The following is an 18297-nucleotide window of genomic DNA, read 5'->3' on the forward strand; positions in this document are numbered from 1 at the left end:
CTTTCAACAAACTGCTGATGACAACGGAGGAACCGCTATGTCACAAGATCCATTCCTGGAACGAGAAGCAGAAAAATATGAATCACCTATTCCCAGCCGTGAATTTATTCTGGAACATCTCGCGAAACGTGAAACCCCAGCCAGCCGGGAAGAAATTGGTAACGAACTGAATCTTTCCGGAGAAGAAGCGCTGGAAGCCCTGCGTCGCCGTTTACGCGCCATGGAGCGTGACGGCCAGTTAGTCTTTACCCGCCGCCAGTGCTACGCGCTGCCGGAGCGTCTGGACTTGCTGAAAGGCACGGTTATCGGCCATCGTGATGGTTACGGTTTCCTGCGCCTGGAAGGCGTGAAGAAAGACGATGTGTATTTGTCTGCTGAACAAATGAAAATGTGCATCCACGGTGACGTGGTCCTGGCACAACCAGTTGGAACCGACCGTAAAGGCCGCCGTGAAGCGCGCATCGTGCGTGTTCTGGTGCCTAAAATGAGCCAGATTGTGGGCCGTTACTTTACCGATGCGGGTGCCGGTTTTGTGGTACCCGACGACAGTCGTCTGAGCTTTGATATTCTGATCCCGGCCGATGCCATTAACGGCGCACGCATGGGATATATGGTGGTGGTCGAGCTGACACAGCGTCCGACCCGCCGTACCAAAGCGGTCGGTAAAATCGTTGAAGTCCTCGGCGATAAAATGGGCACCAGCATGGCGGTAGATATCGCCCTGCGCACCCATGAAATCCCGCATGTCTGGCCGCCACAGGTTCTCAAACAGGTCGAAGACCTGAGCGAACAGGTGCCGGAAGAAGCGAAAAAAGGTCGCGTGGATTTACGCAGTCTGCCGCTGGTCACCATTGATGGTGAAGATGCCCGTGACTTCGATGACGCCGTGTACTGTGAGAAAAAACGTGGTGGTGGCTGGCGCCTGTGGGTGGCAATCGCCGACGTGAGCTATTACGTCCGTCACGGCACCGCGCTGGACGATGAAGCCCGCAGCCGCGCTACGTCGGTGTATTTCCCGTCACAGGTTGTGCCGATGCTGCCGGAAGTGCTGTCTAATGGCCTGTGTTCGCTGAACCCACAGGTAGACCGCCTGTGTATGGTCTGTGAGATGACTATCTCCGCGCAGGGCAAACTGACCAGCTCTAAATTCTACGAAGCCGTGATGAGCTCTCACGCGCGTCTGACATACAACAAAGTCTGGCGCATCATCGAAGGCGATCCGGAACTGCGCGAGCAATATTCGCCGCTGGTTAAGCATCTGCTTGAACTGCACACCATGTACAAAGTGCTGGATCAGGCGCGTGCAGAACGTGGCGGTATCGCGTTCGAAACCGAAGAAGCGAAATTTATCTTCAATGCTGAGCGTCGTATCGAGCGTGTCGAACCGACCGTACGTAACGATGCCCACAAACTGATCGAAGAGTGCATGATCATGGCGAACATTGCTGCGGCGCGTTTTGTTGAAAAACATAACGAACCGGCGCTGTTCCGCGTGCATGACCGTCCAAGCGATGACCATATCTCCGCGCTGAAAAGCGTGCTGGGTGAATTGGGTCTGGTGATGGGCGGCGGCATGAAACCTGAGCCAAAAGATTATGCTCAGATCATGGATGAACTGGCCGATCGTCCTGACCGCGAAATGCTGCAAACTATGTTACTGCGTTCAATGAAACAGGCGATTTACGATCCGGAAAATCGTGGCCACTTTGGTCTGGCATTGCCTTCTTACGGGCACTTTACGTCGCCAATCCGTCGTTATCCGGATCTGGCATTGCACCGCGCGATCAAGTATCTGCTGGCGAAAGAGCACGGCACGTTGAAAGATCGCTGGACGCCAACCGGCGGCTGGCACAGTGATTACGAAGATATGTTGCAGCTCGGCGAGCATTGTTCGATGGCAGAACGCCGCGCGGACGAAGCCACCCGCAACGTGGCGGACTGGCTGAAGTGCGACTTCATGCAGGATCATGTGGGTGAAGTCTTCACCGGCATTATCGCCAGTGTCACCGGCTTCGGCTTCTTCGTACGCCTCAACGATCTGTTCATCGACGGCCTGGTGCACGTGTCATCGCTCGACAACGATTATTACCGTTACGATAACATCGGTCAGCGTCTGGTGGGTGAATCCTCCGGTGCGGTTTATCGCCTGGGCGATACGGTAGAAATTCGTGTTGAAGCCGTGCATATGGACGAGCGTAAAATCGATTTCGCGCTGGTTTCCAGCACCCGCAAAGCACGGGGTGAAGGCAAAACCGCGCGTGACCGCGCCAAAAAAGGTGGCGAACGTACCATGCGTTCTGCCGCGCCAGCTAATGCTGGCCGTCGGCGTACCGCTAAGAAAAACGTGAATTTTGAGCCGGACAGCGCGTTCCGCAAAGATGACGCAAAACCAGCCAAACCGAAGAAAGAGAAAGCGGTCAGTGCTGTGGGTAAAGACGGTAAACCGAAGAAAGCCAAAAAGCCTTCTGACAAAACTGCAAAAATTGCGGCGGCCACCAGAGCCAAACGCGCGAAGAAAAAGCAGTCTGACAGCTAGTCCTTTCTGACGATTCTTCTATGATAGAATCGTCTGTAACCTTACTAAATTGCGGACAGCTTGCTGTCCGCAAGTCTATTTTAAAGAGCATCATGAGCGAAATTATCTACGGTATTCACTCCGTTAAAGCCTTACTCGACAACGATCCGCAACGCTTTCTGGAAGTCTTTATCCTGAAAGGCCGTGACGATAAACGCCTGAAACCGCTAATCGACGAGCTGGAAGCCAGTGGTATCGTGATCCAGGTGGCGAGCCGCCAGTGGCTGGATGAGAAATCCGAAGGTGCTGTGCATCAGGGGATTATTGCGCGAGTGCGCGAAGGCCGCCAGTATCAGGAAAATGACCTGCCTGCGTTGCTGGAAAGCCTCGATTGTCCGTTCCTGCTGGTGCTGGATGGCGTAACGGATCCACATAACCTGGGTGCCTGTCTGCGTACCGCGGATGCGGCGGGTGTTCACGCGGTGATTGTTCCGCGCGACCGTTCTGCGAAACTGAACGCCACCGCCAAAAAAGTTGCCAGCGGCGCCGCTGAAAACGTGCCGTTGATCAACGTGACCAATCTGGCGCGTACGTTGCGCGTATTGCAGGAACATAATGTCTGGATCGTCGGCACGGCCGGTGAAGCCGATCATGACCTGTTCCAGAGTAAAATGACCGGCCCGATGGCGCTGGTGATGGGCGCAGAAGGCGAAGGTATGCGCCGTCTGACCCGCGAACATTGCGACGAACTGATCAGCATCCCGATGGCGGGGAGCGTCTCTTCCCTGAATGTTTCCGTAGCCACCGGTGTTTGCCTGTTCGAAGCGGTACGTCAGCGCGGCCTGAAKAAAAGCTGATTGTCGTTTATTGATCCGCTGATTAAACGGGAGCCTCAGGGCTCCCGTTTGCATTTCTGCCTTTGTGATCTGTCCGCCTGTTAATTCCCCGATTTTTACCATACTTACACCATATCCTTTTAACAGGGAGCAGGCGATGGACTGGGAAACACACCGGGTTTTCAATCAACCCAAGCCACTGAGTAACAGCAATTTATTCCTTTCCGACACCCCGTTGCGCGAAGCGGTTTCCCGCCAGCAGGCGGGCTGGGATGCCGATGTCCTGGCGTCCCTCGGGCAACAGTTAGGCTCTGCAGAATCGCTGGAGCTGGGAAGGCTGGCGAATACCAATCCGCCCGATCTTTTGCGTTATGACACCACCGGTGAACGTCTTGATGACGTGCGTTTCCATCCCGCGTGGCATCTGCTGATGCAAGGGTTGATCGCCAACCGCGTGCACAATTTACCCTGGCAGGAAGATGCGCGTATCGGTTCGGTGGTGGCGCGTGCGGCGCGTTTTATTCTTCACGGTCAGGTTGAAGCGGGGACGTTATGCCCGGTGACGATGACATTTGGCGCGATCCCGTTGCTGCAAAAATATCTGCCGCCGGAGTTCAGTGGCTGGATGAAACCGCTGTTATCTGACCGTTATGATCCGCATCTGCAATCTGGCGATCAGAAGAAAGGCGTGCTGATCGGCATGGGCATGACGGAAAAACAGGGCGGCTCTGACGTGCTCAGCAACACCACGCGGGCGACGGCGCTGGAAGGACGCGGCAGCGGAAAACCTTATCATCTGGTGGGCCACAAATGGTTCTTCTCCGTGCCGCAAAGCGATGCGCATCTGGTGCTGGCGCAGACTGATGGCGGACTGTCCTGCTTCTTTCTGCCGCGCGTATTGCCAGACGGAACGCGTAATGCGATCCGCATCGAACGCCTGAAAGACAAACTGGGTAACCGTTCGAACGCCAGCAGCGAAGTGGAGTTTCAGAATGCCACCGGCTGGCTGCTGGGCGAAGAAGGCGAGGGCGTCCGCCATATCCTGAAAATGGGCGGTCATACGCGCTTTGACTGCGCGCTGGGCAGCCACGCTATGATGCGCCGGGCGTTGTCGGTAGCGCTTTACCACGCCTTCCAGCGGCAGGTTTTTGGTAAACCTCTTATCGAACAACCGCTGATGCGCCAGACGCTGAGCCGGATGGCACTGTTGCTGGAAGGGCAGACGATGTTGCTGATGCGTCTGGCTGCGGCGTCGGATGCGCAGGATAATCCGGCGGAAAAATTGTTATGCCGCCTGATGACGCCCGCTGCAAAGTTCGAAGTGTGCCGCCAGGGAATGCCGTTTGTGGCAGAGGCGATGGAAGTGCTGGGAGGGATTGGCTATTGCGAAGACAGCGAGTTGCCGCGTTTGTACCGTGAAATGCCGGTCAACAGTATCTGGGAAGGATCGGGAAACGTTATGTGTCTTGATGTGCTGCGCACGCTGAAAAAACTGCCTGCCAGCGCGGAAATGGTTCAGCAGATTTTGCATCAGGCGCGCGGACAAAACCGCGTCTTTGACCGGGCGTCGCGCCAGTTTTTACAACGGTTGCGCAGGCCGGAAGAAGCTCAGGGGCGCTGGCTTACCGGTCAGCTATTTAACCTGCTGACCGCGACGCAAATGCTGGAGTTTGCGTCGCCACCGCTAGCAGACGCCTGGTGCCGCCTGGTGCTTGATCCGCGTGGAGAAACGCTGTTGCCGGAACGTTTGTGCCAGTTGTTGCTTAACCGGGCGATCGGCGCTGAATAATCAGCGGTAGAGTGTGGCCTGTGAATACCAGCGGCCGGGAATAATAGTTTCGCTGTTAAACATGATCACATAGTAATGCGCACCCGCCGCATCGGCGCGGCGCTGCACTTCTGCTTCGGCATCCATCGGGCTGCCAATCACATCGACCGTGATGCTGCCAATTTTGGTGAGAGTGGAAGTCTGCGCACGGGTAATTTCCTGCGCTTTGGTTGTCACGGCAGGCGGCGGAACCGGCGTGGTTTGCATCAGATTACTGCAACCGCTTAGCGCAACCAGTAACAACAGCGCAGCGGAGATTCGGAGGGGTTTCATCGTGATATCCGGTAAAAGGGCGATACCCTGAAGTGTAGCCCTTTCACCGGTGTGCTGGCGAGTCCGCGCGGTGTATATTGCCGCGCAATTCACGTCTTACCGTTCGGAAATTTTAAAGACGCTGACCAGTTGTGAGAGATGGCGGCCTTGTTCGCTGAGCGCCGCCGCAGTTTGCTGTGAATTCTCCACCAGCGTGGCGTTCTCCTGCGTCGCTTTACCAATCTGCATAATGGCAATGTTTACCTGTGAAATACCGGACGACTGCTCGTGCGAGGCCAGATCGATATCGCTCATCAGCACTTTGACCTGGCGAATACCCTGCAAAATATCGTTCATGTTTACCTGCGTTTTGGCTGCGCTCTGGTGGCCGTCCTCGACTTTGCTCAGGGAATCCGCGACCAGATTTTCAATCTCCTTCACCGCATTTGAACTGCGCTGTGCCAGCGCCCGGACTTCTGCAGCGACAACCGCGAATCCGCGCCCGTGCTCACCGGCTCTGGCGGCTTCTACGGCGGCGTTAAGGGCCAGAATATTGGTCTGGAAGGCGATGCCCTCGATGACGGTCGTGATATCCGCGATACGCGTTGAGGCGTGCTTAATGGCCTCCATGCTCTCAACCGACTGATTTACTGCATCAGCACCGACAGTGGCCGCTTTGTCGGTCTGTTGCACCAGTTGAGTGGCCTGTGTGGCATTGTCCGCCGTGTTCTGTACGGTAGCGGTGATCTGCTCCATGCTGGCTGAGGTTTCTTCCAGACTGCTGGCTTGCGTGCCGATCTGATGATTAATCTGCTCGCTGTCGTGCGCAAGTCCTTGCGTATTCATCATAATTTCAGAGGAAACCTGCCGGACTTCACCGACAATTTTTTCCAGCCCGTGGCCGATGCCGTCGATCGCATGCATCAGGGCACCAATTTCATCAACACGCTGGGTTTCAGCCCGCGCGCGCAGGTCACCGCTGGCATATTGTTGCGCAATACTCACGACGTCGCTCAGCGGGCGGCTGACCAGCTTGCGCGTCAGCCAGATAAACAGTGCAGCGAAACATGCCAGCGCCAGCAGGCTCACCATCAGGAAGTGATTACGCGTGCTGTTGACCTGTTCCACCAGGCTGTTTTTATCGGTACTGCCGACCACCACCCAATGCCAGGCCGGCACATTCGCATATACCATGAATTGCTGATGCTGGCTGGTTGCGTCAGTGTATTCACGCTGGCCTTTTGGCTGTGACATGACCTGCTGCAGTTCGCCTTCAGGCCACGCTGGCGTTTTTCCTTCATCAGTGAAATGCACCAGATATTTACCGAGATCTTTACCGGGTGCGCTGTTCAGCACAAAGAAATAGCCTTTCTCGCCAATGCGTTTGGACAGGATCTTCTGGCGCATATCAGCATATTCCTGGGTGATATCGACACCCACAAATAAAATCCCAATCACGCTGCCCTGCGTATCGCGCACCGGCTGATATTTGGTGATGTATTTCTTGCCGAACAGTGTCGCCAGCCCGTTGAAGGATTGTCCGGCCATAATCTGTGCGTAAGCCGGGCTGCTACTGTCGAGTAAGGTGCCGATGGCGCGGGTGCCGTCCTGTTTTTTCAGGGACGTGGTTACGCGGATAAAGTCATCGCCGCGGCGTGCAAACACTGTGGAAATTGCGCCGGTGCGCGCCAGAAAATCATCGGGGATTTTGCTATCCAGATTCAGTGGCGTACCGCCTGCTTTTATGACAGGTGCTGACTGATCGCCCACCATCATCGGGCTGGTAGTATCAAGTTCGAAATCCGATGGCAGAAAATGGCTGAACAGACGCGTATAGCTGTCCACTTCCGCATTCAGGCTGGCATTGTACATTTCGATCATGTCTACCACCCCGGTCACCTGCTCGGAAATGGCGTTAACGGCCAGTTCATTGACCTGCTTTCCGGCGGAGTGAGTCAGTGACAAAGTGAAAATAATAAATAAGGAACCGACCAGCAGGGAGGCGATGCTGGCCAGTTTTGCGCCAATGCTCCACCGTCGAAATGAGCGTTTTGATGCCGTTTTCATGGGTTTTTCCCGTTAGCTTCTGATAGCGCACTAACGGCGGAGAACGGGAAAGGATTAACGATCAAATGTAACTATTTATTTCATGTAAAATTGATCTGAATCAATGAAATAAATATAAATGTGTGAATTTGAATTAAGGTCAGCCAACTGAAAAATGCGGATTTTGAATAACGGGTTATAAATCATACGAAAAAGGTTGTGGTCGCCGTTTTGCAGACCCGTAGAATGTCAAAACTCACAGAGGCCGATATTTTTTCTAAATGCACAGGGGAAAGCACGATGGTTGAGATGTACGAAGAAAATATTGAAGGGATCCAGATCATTCATGCCGTGCCAGCCGGACAGTATCAGCAACAACTTCCGACGATTTTTTTCTATCATGGTTTTCTGTCTTCCAAAGAGATTTACTCATATTTCGGCTACACGCTGGCAAAGGCGGGTTTTCGCGTGATATTGCCTGATGCATTAATGCACGGTGCGCGCGCAGAAAACGACGAAGCGCGATGTCTGGCGAATTTCTGGAGCATTTTGCAGAACAACATTGATGAACTGGCGTGTCTGAAAGACGAGTTTGTCGGACGCGGTCTGGCGGATCCGCAGCGTTTAGGCGTCGCTGGGGTTTCGATGGGGGGCATGACCACCATGGCGGCGCTGATCAAATTCCCATGGATTAAAGCGGCGGCTAACCTGATGGGCTCTGGTTATTTCGCGCGTTTATCTCACCACCTTTTTCCAGCTTACAACGCCGGTGGCATTGTGCAGCGTGACGTATTTGAACGCGAAATCGCGCCTTTGCTGAGTCTGGATTTCACCGGGAAAGCGGCGTTAATCGCAGATATTCCGTTGTTTGTCTGGCACGGTGAAGAAGATGATGTGGTGCCTTTTGCTGAAAGCCAGCGCTTGCGGCAGGAACTGGCTGAAAGCGGTGCAGATGATAATCTGACCTTTATTTCTGAAGCTGGCGCGAAGCATAAAGTCTCGGTTCATGCGCTGGCAGAAGTCACGGCATTCTTCGCTGCAAAGCTGTAGAGAAATTAATCTGCCTTTCTCCTTGAGTTTCCCACAGGCTGTACATATAATTGCGCGTCATTTTTTCGACCGCACACAAACACGTTCCTTGCTTCCATGGGCCGCGGTTGACCCTGACAGGAGGCTGAATAATCCGTAAGGAGCAATTCGATGCGTCATTACGAAATCGTTTTTATGGTTCACCCTGACCAAAGCGAACAGGTTCCGGGCATGATCGAGCGTTACAGTGCAGTAATCACTAACGCAGCTGGTCAGATTCACCGTCTGGAAGACTGGGGCCGCCGTCAACTGGCTTACCCGATCAACAAACTGCACAAAGCCCACTACGTTCTGCTGAACGTTGAAGCTCCGCAGGAAGCGATCGATGAGCTGGAAACTAACTTCCGCTTCAACGACGCCGTTATCCGTAGCATGGTTATGCGTACTAAACACGCGGTAACTGAAGCATCTCCAATGGTTAAAGCAAAAGACGAGCGTCGTGATCGCCGCGAAGACTTTGCTGAAGCTAACGATGATGCTGAAGCTGGGGATTCTGAAGAGTAATTGCCGTGACGGCGAATCGTCTGGTGTTGTCGGGCACTGTGTGCAAGACCCCCATTCGTAAAGTCAGTCCTTCGGGCATTCCACACTGCCAGTTTGTGCTAGAGCACAAATCGTCGCAGCAGGAAGCCGGATTTAACCGACAAGCATGGTGCAGAATGCCCGTGGTTGTCAGTGGACAAGCGTCACAAGCATTAACTCACAGTATAACGGTCGGCACGCAACTCACTGTGACCGGATTCATTAGCTGCCATCAAGGGCGCAATGGTCTGAATAAAGTGGTGTTACATGCCGAGCAGATTGATTTGATAGATTCTGGAGACTAGCCTAATGGCACGTTATTTCCGTCGTCGCAAGTTCTGCCGTTTCACCGCGGAAGGCGTTGTAGAGATTGATTACAAAGACATCGCTACACTGAAAAACTACATTACCGAAAGCGGTAAAATTGTCCCGAGCCGTATTACCGGTACTCGTGCAAAATACCAGCGTCAGCTCGCTCGTTGCATCAAGCGCGCTCGCTACCTTTCATTGTTGCCATACACTGATCGTCATCAGTAATCGGCCACTGTCTATTAACGACTTTGAGAGGATAAAGTAATGCAAGTTATTCTGCTTGATAAAGTAGCAAACCTGGGCAGCCTGGGTGATCAAGTTAACGTTAAAGCGGGCTACGCTCGTAACTTCCTGGTACCACAGGGCAAAGCTGTTCCTGCTACCAAGAAAAACGTTGAGTTCTTCGAAGCACGTCGTGCAGAACTGGAAGCCAAACTGGCTGACGTTCTGAACGCTGCTGAAGCTCGCGCAACTAAAATCAACGAACTGGGTTCAGTAACCATCGCGTCTAAATCAGGCGACGAAGGCAAACTGTTCGGCTCTATCGGTACTCGCGATATTGCTGATGCAGTAACTGCTGCTGGCGTTGAAGTTGCTAAAAGCGAAGTTCGTTTGCCGAATGGCGTTCTGCGTACCACTGGTGAACACGAAGTTGAGTTCCAGGTACACAGCGACGTATTCGCTAAACTGAACGTAGTTGTGGTTGCTGAAGCGTAATAGCGCTGAAGTTAACCTGTGAAACGCCGGCCATGTGCCGGCGTTTTGCTTTTCTGCATGATGAACAATGCAAAGATAAGAAGCCGATCAGTTACCGCGCTGGAAACTGCCGTCCGGCTGACGGGTAAACGTCACGGTAACATTTTGATCCGTTGTCACTTGCAGGGCCATGACCATCCCCTGCGCATCACGCTGTATCTTCACTTCCTGCCCGGTTTTCAGGGTACTCAGCGGTTTGTCCGCCCCTTCTACCCGTGCCATCGAAAATACGTCATTTACTGCCATATTATTATCGCGGAACAACTGCGCCAGCGTCTGACCCGACTGCACCTGATAACTGCGCCACGTGCCGCTGTTGTCATTACTCTGCGGCTGAACAGGCTCAGGCTGCGCCATTTGCGTTGTGCGGCCCTGATCGTTACGCAAATCGGCCTGCATCGGGATACTTGCCGGTTGTTGCGGTTGCGACGGCGCATAGGTGTTTTCTGGCGTATAGGGCCACAGTAATGCCAGCAGGATGACCAGCACAGCCAGAATAATGCCGCGGCGGTGCGCATACGGCAGGGGCGACAACCAGTGGAAATCGTCGCTCATGTGCCAGATTTTGCTCAGCAGCGTTTTGCCCCGGGCGGCGGCGGAAGTACCGGTTTCCGTTTCTGCAGAAGTGATTTCACTCTCGCTTTCACTCTGCGGTGCTGTGGTGTCTCGCATCGGCCTTTTCATAATGGCAATCCAGGATCTCAACATGGGTTGATAAATACGGATGGCTTTCCTTCTCCTGGGCGGGATTCTGCCCATGACGACCTCTCTTGTTAACTGTCGTAATGTCGACTGCCTGTTGCTGCCTAGTATAGCTGTTTAACTGCTTGATGCGGAAAGGGACAAAGCACAAATATCACCCGAACGATGTCGTGAATGGCGTCAAATGCGAAAAATTTACCGAAAAGGGAAAGGAACTGCGCCTGCCGTCATGTTGCCTCACAGAGAATTTTACCCAAAAGCCTTGCGCTGCTATGCTGCGCGTTCGACATTTTTAAGAGCTAAGGAAATTTCATGACTACCCCTTCATTTGACAGCGTAGAAGCGCAGGCAAGTTACGGTATCGGCCTGCAGGTCGGTCAACAGTTGCAGGAATCAGGTTTGCAGGGTTTAGAGCCTGACGCACTGCTGGCAGGCTTACGCGACGCGCTGGAAGGGAATACGCCAGCCGTTCCTGTTGATGTGGTTCACCGCGCACTGCGTGAAGTCCACGAACGTGCTGATGCTGTTCGTCGTGAACGCCAGGAAGCTCTGGCTGTTCAGGGTCAGGAATTCCTGGCTGCAAATGCACAGCGCGAAGGCGTGAGCAGCACCGAGTCTGGTCTGCAATTCTCTGTCATCACCCAGGGCGAAGGCACCATTCCGGGCCGTCAGGATCGCGTACGTGTTCATTACACCGGTAAACTGATCGACGGTACCGTGTTTGACAGCTCCGTACAGCGTGGCGAGCCGGCTGAATTCCCGGTCAATGGCGTGATCGCGGGCTGGATCGAAGCACTGACCCTGATGCCTGTCGGTTCTAAGTGGGAGCTGTATATCCCGCATAACCTGGCTTACGGCGAACGTGGCGCGGGGGCTTCCATCCCTCCATACAGCGCGCTGATCTTCGAAGTTGAGCTGTTGGAAATTCTGTAATTCCTTCCGGATAGCAGAAACAAGAAAGGGCGCATATGCGCCCTTTTTTACCTCTGAAACCTGAATTATTCGCCACGCAGCGCGCGCGGGAACAACAGGTTGTTTTCCAGATGGATATGCTCCATCAGGTCGGTGATGAATTCGTTGATCCCGGCGTACAGCGCCCGCCAGGTCACACACGCCCCTTCCGGCGGCGTCACGTTATTGGTCAGACGTTTAATCTCTTCAAGAATCTGTCCCGCATCATCGTGCTCACGTTCCATGACTGAAATCGGACCGGCAGCCTGACGGCCCATTCCGCCGCGGATCATCGGGAACAGGATCTGTTCTTCTTTCATCATGTGGCTGGTCAGTTCTTCCAGAATCAGTTGCAGCTGAACCGCCAGACCATGGGGGCAAGGCAATTTGTCACCATGTACCCGTTCCACTTTCTCTGCCATCAGAACCAGTTCAGGCAGCTCCTGACGGTGGCGGTCATGGTAGCGAGGAATAATAAAATCGATAATTTGCGCCAGCGGTGCGGTTTTCCAGTCAGTGGAGGTATCCGGCAGCCGGGCAATTTCAGCAATCTGCTGTTCGATGAGATCAATATCCAGCTCTTTTTTGGTGACGGCGCGCAGCAGGGTTTGTTTACCGCCACAGCAGAAATCGAGATCGTACTGACGGAACAGACGGGTAGCGCGCGGAATGGCAACAGCCAGAGCGCCAAGGGGTTGGTCGCGATAGTCCATGATGAAGCCTCGTTAAATGAAAGAATTTATAACATGTATTATAAATACATGTTTAAGGCGCGACTATAGCTCAAAGGAAGTACAGAAAGAAAAAACGCCCCAGGCGGGGCGTTTGACAGGGCATTATTTTTGCAAATCGACCTGATAAATCTGAAAACCTATGGCGTCGGTGCCTTTGGCCGTCATCGGGTATTGCGCGTGAGACTGAATAAAGGCCGCCGCTTTGTCGCCAGGAGACGTTTCGAAACGGATATCCAGCGGTTGCGGTGCTGCAATTTTCGCCAGCTTCCAGTTGTTGTCCGCCGTTGGCGTGACCGCGCCTGCTTTTTTGGTTTCGGCACTGATGTACGCCGCAACCACGGAACGGTTTTCATCCGGTGACGCGAAAGCAATGTGTTTATCGCCGGTGCCCGCGAATTTTCCGCCGTAAGCCCGGTAATTATTCGTGGCGACCAGGAAGGTGGCTTTCAGGTCTATCGGCTTACCGTTGTAGGTCAGGTTTTTAATGCGTTCTGCATCTTTATTAATCAGTGCGCATTCACCATCGAATTTTGCCGGCTGGCTGACATCAACTTCATATTTCACGCCGTCGATAACGTCAAAATTATAAGTACGGAAGCCATCMCAGTTGATCAGCGGTTGTGGTTTGGTGCTGTGAATATCGATTTGATTAAACTGTCCGGCAGAACATTCCAGCCAGTCTTTGACTTCCTGTCCGGTGACTTTCATCACCACCAGTGTATTCGGATACAGATACAAATCTGCCGCATTGCGGAAAGTCAGCTCGCCTTTTTCCACTTCCACGAAACTGGCCGGATCGTTTTTACGTCCGCCGACTTTAAAAGGTGCAGCAGCAGAAAGTACCGGCAGATCGGCTAAATCCGGGTCGCCCTGAATGAAATGTTCGGTATAGGCTTTCTGCGCATTATTGACGATTTGTACCGTCGGGTCGTCCTGAACCAGTGCCAGATAGCTGTACATGTTGTCGGTGGATTTGCCGATTGGCTTGCTGACAAATTTACGTGTTGCGTCATGAGAAGGGGCGAGCACTTTCACCAGACTCTGATCTTCCGCCGCCAGAGATTTCTTCTGCTCTTTATCGTAGATCGGGCGCGCTTCAGCTTTAGCCGTTTCGACTTTCCAACTGCCACTGTCGTTGTTCAGCACCATATCCACGACACCAAGATGGTCGCCCCACATGCCGGGCATCACGGCAGGAACACCATTCAGCGTGCCTTGTCTGATGTCCGCGCCTTTGATGCTGGCGAATTCCTCACTCGGGAAAACCGCGTGCGCATGGCCGAACATAATGGCGTCGATGCCTTTCACCTGGCTCAGGTAATACACCGAGTTTTCTGCCATGGTTTTGTATGGGTCGCCGGAAAGACCAGAGTGCGGGATGGCGACAATGATGTCGGCACCTTGCTTACGCATTTCGGGGATCCACTTTTTAGCGGTTTCGGTGATATCCGCCACAGTGACTTTGCCTTGCAGATTAGCTTTGTCCCAGACCATGATTTGCGGCGGCACGAAACCGATATAGCCGATGCGGAGATTATGGGTTTTACCTTCCCGGTCTTTTACCGCGTTATCGGTGATCAGGAATGGTGTGAACAGCGGCTTACCGGTTTTATCATCAATGACGTTGGCATTTACGTAAGGAAACTTCGCCCCGGCCAGCGCTTTTTTCAGATAATCCAGACCGTAGTTAAATTCGTGATTACCGAGATTACCGACCGCATAATCGAGTGTATTCATCGCCAGATAAACAGGATGGACGTCGCCCTGTTTCAGGCCTTTCGCCGCCATGTAATCGCCCAGCGGGCTGCCCTGTATGATGTCGCCGTTATCGACTAATACTGAGTTGGTGACTTCGTTCCGTGCCGCATGGATCAGGCTCGCGGTGCGCACCAGTCCAAATTTATCGGTCGGTTTATCTTTGTAGTAATCGAAGTCCATCATGTTGCTGTGCAGGTCCGTGGTTTCCATAATGCGCAGATCCACCTGTGACGCCTGAACGGATGCTGCCGTCAGTACCGCCAGCAGGGATAACGTCAGATGACGTTTATTCATTGCCTTGCCTCCAGAGAAAGGGATGATGCCCGTAAGAGAAAACCGGATATGTATCTCAAAATTTGCTGAGAATGTAATCAGTTGTCATGGATAAATGTGAGATGTAACAGCTTTATGGCGTGTTCACATTACGGGATGGCTATTCGCGGCAAAAAAAACTAGGCTTGAGAAATGAGAATCAAAGCACTGAGGTAAACGATGTTAGAGCAAATTTGTCAGTTAGCGCGCGATGCGGGTGACGCGATCATGGCGGTGTATGACGGTGAACAACCGCTTGATGCGCGCCATAAAAAAGACGATTCGCCGGTCACCGCAGCAGATATTGCAGCGCACAACGTGATTAAAGCCGGCCTGCAAACGCTGGATCCGCAAACGCCGATGCTGTCGGAAGAAGACCCGCAAAGCTGGAGCGAGCGTCAGAACTGGACGCGTTACTGGCTGGTTGATCCGCTGGACGGTACCAAAGAATTCCTGAAACGTAACGGTGAATTCACCGTTAATATTGCACTGATCGAAGACGGTATCCCGGTGTTAGGCGTGGTGTACGTGCCGGTGACCAAGGTGATGTACAGCGCCGCAGAAGGCAAAGCCTGGAAAGAAGAGCAGGGCGAACGTCAGCAGATTGCAGTGAAAGAAGCGCATCCGCCGCTGGTGGTCGTCAGTCGTTCACACTTCAGTAATGACCCTGAATTGCAGGATTACCTGGCGCAACTGGGCGAACATCAGACGGTAGCGATCGGCTCGTCGCTGAAATTCTGTCTGGTGGCGGAAGGTGCGGCACAACTTTATCCGCGCTTCGGACCGACCAATATCTGGGATACCGGTGCCGGTCATGCTGTCGCGCTGGCTGCCGGTGCGCAGGTACATGACTGGAAAGGGCAGACGCTGAACTACGTGCCACGCGAATCGTTCCTGAATCCGGGCTTCAGAGTGTCTTTATTCTGATATGACACCCCGGTTTACGCCGGGGTTTTTACGTTTTATTCTTTTACCAGCCGATCCACCAGCGTAATCACCTGCTGGACTTCCTGCGGTGACAACTGCCCGTCTTTGGCGAATTTAATTACCCCGTGTTTATCCAGAACCACCACTGCTGAACTTTCCGGTTGCAGGTCCCATGCCTTTTTCACCGCACCGTTGCTGTCGACAATTACCTGCGACCACGGGAATTCACGTTTGCCGCTTTCTATGCTTTTACGCACGAACATGCCGGTACCGATAATAGCGTCGTCGGTATTGACGATAGTCGTGGTCTGATAACGGTCATGGGGCAAATTCGCGGCTCTGATCGCCGTAATTAGCGGTTCGTTCAGGGCCTTGGCGCTGCTTCTTCCCGCCATGTGCTGCACAATACGCACTTTTCCAGGAAGTTTTGCGCTGTTCCATTTGCTGTAACTGAATGCATCCTTAACGTCATTCAGTTCGCCTTTATCATCCACCCCGACCGGTGCCAGACGCTGGCCGACGGTAAAGTTGTGGGCAGATGCAAAAAGCGAAAATGTCATAAAAGTGATCACAAAAAGACTTCTTAAAAGCATAGATTCTCCGGGGCGCAAAAGAACAGTCACGCCAATCATAGGACGCCCTAAGTGGTCTGTCCTGTTGGTATGTTAAATTTGTGTTGCTGATTACAAAATTGCCACATAAAGCAGGGTTATACTGTGTTTGAATGTCAGGGTTTAAGACAATACTGAAAATCAATGTAAAAGCAGTTAAATCCACTGGCAATACCTGAGTGCCCTGCTATGTTATAGGTCTCTTCACTGCAAAACACTTTTCTGTCCCGGTATCTGTCGCCTTGCGACGTGGCCGGTACCTGCAGTGATTTAACGGAGAACAATAGAAAAATGAGAATATTCCAGCGTTACAATCCGATGAAAGTCGCAAAGTACGTTAAGACACTGTTTCGTGGACGTTTGTATATCAAGGACGTCGGCGCTTTTGAATTCGACCAAGGCAAGATCCTGTTGCCAAAGGTACGCGATAAGCGCCACTTTAGCGTGATGTCTGAAGTTAACCGTCAGGTTACGCATTTGCAGGCAGAAATGGGCTAAGTGTGCCCTGCGTGTTGTCACTGCTTTATAGCAGCGTGCGCAAAAAGAAACGGCTCCTTGAAGGAGCCGTTAGTGTTTCTGGCGTTTGAATTTTCCACGCTTGAAAAAGCGCCTTACCCCTGCGCTTTCTTGTCGTCTTTAATTTCCTGCGGCGTTTTTGGCAGCAGCGGTGCAGCAGGCTGGTCGACAATACGCGTCACCAGCAACTGATCAATCTTATAGCTGTCSATATCGACCACTTCAAATTTGAAGCCGGAGAATTTCACAAAATCCGTACGCTTAGGGATCTTGCGCAGCATGAACATCATGAAGCCGCCGATGGTTTCATAGTTACCGGATTGCGGGAATTCTTCGATATGCAGCACGCGCATCACGTCTTCGATTGGCGTACCGCCTTCAACCAGCCATGAATGCTCATCACGTGCCACAATCTGTTCTTCCATACCCTGACCCACCAGATCCCCCATCAGCGTGGTCATCACGTCGTTAAGCGTGATAATACCCACCACCAGCGCATATTCGTTGAGGATCACGGCAAAGTCTTCGCCTGCCGCTTTGAAGCTTTCCAGTGCTTCGGAAAGCGTCAGCGTATCCGGCACAATCAGCGCATTGCGGATTTGCACACCGCTGCTCAACATTAAGCTCTGATTACCCAGCACACGGTTCAGTAAATCTTTCGAATCAACATAACCGACGACCTGATCAATATGACCGTCACACACCAGAAATTTGGAATGCGGGTGAGTGGCGATTTTCTCTTTAATACTTTCTTCGCTTTCACGCAGGTCAAAATAAATCACGCTTTCACGCGAGGTCATTGACGACGGAACGGTACGGGATTCCAGCTCGAACACATTTTCAATCAGTTCATGTTCCTGCTTACGCAGTACGCCCGCCAGCGCACCGGCTTCAAAGACGGCATAAATATCGTCGGAAGTGATGTCGTCGTTACGCACCATGGGCAGCTTGAACAGACGGAAAATCATGTTCGCCATACCGTTGAAGAACCACACCATCGGGCGGCAAATCATCAGACAGAAACGCATCGGGTTGACTATACGGACGGCAACCGACTCAGGTGAAATCATACCGATGCGCTTCGGTGTCAGGTCAGCAAACAGAATGAACAGGCTGGTGACCAGCACGAACGAAAAGATAAAGCTGATTTGATCCGCCATTTCAGGCGACATAAAGCGGATAAAAAAGGTCCGGAAAGCCGGGGAAAATGCGGCATCACCCACGATACCACCGAGGATGGCGACGGCATTGAGGCCAATCTGCACCACGGTAAAGAACAGGCCAGGGGTTTCCTGTAACTTCATGACACGGGAGGCATTGACGTTTCCTTCGTCTGCCAACTGTTTGAGTTTTATTTTGCGGGAAGCGGCCAGCGATATCTCTGACAGCGAGAAAAAGGCACTGATCGCGATTAATAAGAGAATCAGTAAAATACTGTTTAACATAATCTATCCGTTTAACACCGGAATTAACCGGCAGAGAAAGGCACTCATTATTTTTGTTGCTTAAAGAACACCCTTTTTAAAAAAACATTAAAAAGCTGTTCAGAAGAAAAAAGCGTTAAGGATGAAAAACAAAGATAATTGCCAGAAATAGTTTTCAAGGGCCACTTTTGTGACCCGCATAGTAT

Annotated in this window: 18 protein-coding genes; 11 read left to right on the forward strand and 7 right to left on the reverse strand. The window is 52.5% G+C overall.

Translation table 11 applies throughout. From position 1 onward, the window contains the following. The first annotated feature begins 37 nt into the window (after positions 1–37). The 3 genes from rnr to AC1DUO_RS11580 all read left to right on the forward strand — a co-directional run bounded on the left by rnr (position 38) and on the right by AC1DUO_RS11580 (position 5140). Positions 38–2536 carry a ribonuclease R gene (gene rnr, locus AC1DUO_RS11570; protein ID WP_013573770.1) on the forward strand — a complete coding sequence of 833 codons (2499 nt, stop codon included), beginning with the start codon at positions 38–40 and terminating at the stop codon, positions 2534–2536. Positions 2537–2628: 92 nt separating this feature from the next. Continuing rightward, complete coding sequence (rlmB, locus tag AC1DUO_RS11575) at positions 2629–3372, forward strand: 23S rRNA (guanosine(2251)-2'-O)-methyltransferase RlmB (RefSeq protein ID WP_477987390.1); 744 nt, start codon at positions 2629–2631, stop codon at positions 3370–3372. 136 nt (positions 3373–3508) lie between these two features. After that, entirely contained in the window at positions 3509–5140 is a 1632-nt protein-coding gene (locus tag AC1DUO_RS11580; protein ID WP_013573772.1) for an isovaleryl-CoA dehydrogenase, read from the forward strand. Here AC1DUO_RS11580 and bsmA read toward each other — a convergent pair whose 3' ends face one another. Both bsmA and AC1DUO_RS11590 read right to left on the reverse strand, forming a co-directional pair. Beyond that, positions 5141–5452: a biofilm peroxide resistance protein BsmA gene (gene bsmA, locus AC1DUO_RS11585; RefSeq protein ID WP_013573773.1), complete on the reverse strand. Its 312-nt coding sequence runs from the start codon at positions 5450–5452 to the stop codon at positions 5141–5143. A 96-nt stretch (positions 5453–5548) separates the two neighbouring features. Then, positions 5549–7498, reverse strand: a complete 1950-nt coding sequence (locus tag AC1DUO_RS11590; RefSeq protein ID WP_119261160.1) for a methyl-accepting chemotaxis protein — start codon at positions 7496–7498, stop codon at positions 5549–5551. A gap of 279 nt (positions 7499–7777) precedes the next feature. Here AC1DUO_RS11590 and yjfP point away from each other — a divergent pair, with 279 nt between their 5' ends. The 5 genes from yjfP (at position 7778) to rplI (ending at position 10117) form a co-directional block, all read left to right on the forward strand. Then, positions 7778–8527 carry an esterase gene (yjfP, locus tag AC1DUO_RS11595; protein ID WP_013573775.1) on the forward strand — a complete coding sequence of 250 codons (750 nt, stop codon included), beginning with the start codon at positions 7778–7780 and terminating at the stop codon, positions 8525–8527. A 150-nt stretch (positions 8528–8677) separates the two neighbouring features. Next, positions 8678–9070 carry a 30S ribosomal protein S6 gene (gene rpsF / locus AC1DUO_RS11600; protein WP_013573776.1) on the forward strand — a complete coding sequence of 131 codons (393 nt, stop codon included), beginning with the start codon at positions 8678–8680 and terminating at the stop codon, positions 9068–9070. A gap of 5 nt (positions 9071–9075) precedes the next feature. Then, entirely contained in the window at positions 9076–9393 is a 318-nt protein-coding gene (priB, locus tag AC1DUO_RS11605) for a primosomal replication protein N (protein ID WP_013573777.1), read from the forward strand. Positions 9394–9397: 4 nt separating this feature from the next. Continuing rightward, positions 9398–9625, forward strand: coding sequence for a 30S ribosomal protein S18 (rpsR, locus tag AC1DUO_RS11610; protein ID WP_002210155.1), 228 nt, complete (start codon positions 9398–9400; stop codon positions 9623–9625). A 39-nt stretch (positions 9626–9664) separates the two neighbouring features. After that, positions 9665–10117, forward strand: coding sequence for a 50S ribosomal protein L9 (gene rplI / locus AC1DUO_RS11615; RefSeq protein WP_013573778.1), 453 nt, complete (start codon positions 9665–9667; stop codon positions 10115–10117). Positions 10118–10204: 87 nt separating this feature from the next. Here rplI and AC1DUO_RS11620 read toward each other — a convergent pair whose 3' ends face one another. After that, positions 10205–10915 carry a LysM-like peptidoglycan-binding domain-containing protein gene (locus tag AC1DUO_RS11620; RefSeq protein ID WP_013573779.1) on the reverse strand — a complete coding sequence of 237 codons (711 nt, stop codon included), beginning with the start codon at positions 10913–10915 and terminating at the stop codon, positions 10205–10207. Positions 10916–11170: 255 nt separating this feature from the next. Here AC1DUO_RS11620 and fklB point away from each other — a divergent pair, with 255 nt between their 5' ends. Further along, the gene (gene fklB, locus AC1DUO_RS11625; RefSeq protein ID WP_037034256.1) at positions 11171–11791 is read left to right on the forward strand and encodes an FKBP-type peptidyl-prolyl cis-trans isomerase; all 621 of its coding nucleotides are present in this window, start codon (positions 11171–11173) and stop codon (positions 11789–11791) included. Positions 11792–11856: 65 nt separating this feature from the next. On the opposite strand, the gene ytfE is transcribed toward fklB, so the two are convergent. Both ytfE and AC1DUO_RS11635 read right to left on the reverse strand, forming a co-directional pair. Further along, on the reverse strand, positions 11857–12522 hold the full coding sequence (gene ytfE, locus AC1DUO_RS11630; RefSeq protein WP_013573781.1) for an iron-sulfur cluster repair protein YtfE: 666 nt from the start codon (positions 12520–12522) through the stop codon (positions 11857–11859). Positions 12523–12645: 123 nt separating this feature from the next. Next, complete coding sequence (locus tag AC1DUO_RS11635; RefSeq protein WP_477987407.1) at positions 12646–14595, reverse strand: bifunctional 2',3'-cyclic-nucleotide 2'-phosphodiesterase/3'-nucleotidase; 1950 nt, start codon at positions 14593–14595, stop codon at positions 12646–12648. A 198-nt stretch (positions 14596–14793) separates the two neighbouring features. Here AC1DUO_RS11635 and cysQ point away from each other — a divergent pair, with 198 nt between their 5' ends. Beyond that, complete coding sequence (cysQ, locus tag AC1DUO_RS11640; RefSeq protein ID WP_013573783.1) at positions 14794–15540, forward strand: 3'(2'),5'-bisphosphate nucleotidase CysQ; 747 nt, start codon at positions 14794–14796, stop codon at positions 15538–15540. Positions 15541–15575: 35 nt separating this feature from the next. Here cysQ and AC1DUO_RS11645 read toward each other — a convergent pair whose 3' ends face one another. Beyond that, the gene (locus AC1DUO_RS11645; RefSeq protein ID WP_119261161.1) at positions 15576–16133 is read right to left on the reverse strand and encodes a YtfJ family protein; all 558 of its coding nucleotides are present in this window, start codon (positions 16131–16133) and stop codon (positions 15576–15578) included. Between the two features lie 309 nt (positions 16134–16442). Between AC1DUO_RS11645 and AC1DUO_RS11650 the strand changes: the two genes are divergently transcribed. Then, entirely contained in the window at positions 16443–16649 is a 207-nt protein-coding gene (locus AC1DUO_RS11650; protein ID WP_013573785.1) for a DUF1107 domain-containing protein, read from the forward strand. A gap of 113 nt (positions 16650–16762) precedes the next feature. Here AC1DUO_RS11650 and paeA read toward each other — a convergent pair whose 3' ends face one another. Then, a complete protein-coding gene (gene paeA / locus AC1DUO_RS11655) occupies positions 16763–18112 on the reverse strand; it encodes a polyamine export protein PaeA (RefSeq protein ID WP_477987410.1) in 1350 nt (449 codons plus the stop codon). Between the last annotated feature and the right edge of the window lie 185 nt (positions 18113–18297).

The sequence above is a fragment of the Rahnella sp. P4_A8 genome (assembly GCF_056402435.1).

Coding starts and splice junctions, on each gene's coding strand:
- rnr (WP_013573770.1), top strand. CDS start 38: ATGTCACAAGATCCATTCCTGGAACGAGAAGCAGAAAAATATGAATCA.
- AC1DUO_RS11580 (WP_013573772.1), top strand. CDS start 3,509: ATGGACTGGGAAACACACCGGGTTTTCAATCAACCCAAGCCACTGAGT.
- bsmA (WP_013573773.1), bottom strand. CDS start 5,452: ATGAAACCCCTCCGAATCTCCGCTGCGCTGTTGTTACTGGTTGCGCTA.
- AC1DUO_RS11590 (WP_119261160.1), bottom strand. CDS start 7,498: ATGAAAACGGCATCAAAACGCTCATTTCGACGGTGGAGCATTGGCGCA.
- yjfP (WP_013573775.1), top strand. CDS start 7,778: ATGGTTGAGATGTACGAAGAAAATATTGAAGGGATCCAGATCATTCAT.
- rpsF (WP_013573776.1), top strand. CDS start 8,678: ATGCGTCATTACGAAATCGTTTTTATGGTTCACCCTGACCAAAGCGAA.
- rpsR (WP_002210155.1), top strand. CDS start 9,398: ATGGCACGTTATTTCCGTCGTCGCAAGTTCTGCCGTTTCACCGCGGAA.
- rplI (WP_013573778.1), top strand. CDS start 9,665: ATGCAAGTTATTCTGCTTGATAAAGTAGCAAACCTGGGCAGCCTGGGT.
- AC1DUO_RS11620 (WP_013573779.1), bottom strand. CDS start 10,915: ATGGGCAGAATCCCGCCCAGGAGAAGGAAAGCCATCCGTATTTATCAA.
- fklB (WP_037034256.1), top strand. CDS start 11,171: ATGACTACCCCTTCATTTGACAGCGTAGAAGCGCAGGCAAGTTACGGT.
- ytfE (WP_013573781.1), bottom strand. CDS start 12,522: ATGGACTATCGCGACCAACCCCTTGGCGCTCTGGCTGTTGCCATTCCG.
- cysQ (WP_013573783.1), top strand. CDS start 14,794: ATGTTAGAGCAAATTTGTCAGTTAGCGCGCGATGCGGGTGACGCGATC.
- AC1DUO_RS11645 (WP_119261161.1), bottom strand. CDS start 16,133: ATGCTTTTAAGAAGTCTTTTTGTGATCACTTTTATGACATTTTCGCTT.
- AC1DUO_RS11650 (WP_013573785.1), top strand. CDS start 16,443: ATGAGAATATTCCAGCGTTACAATCCGATGAAAGTCGCAAAGTACGTT.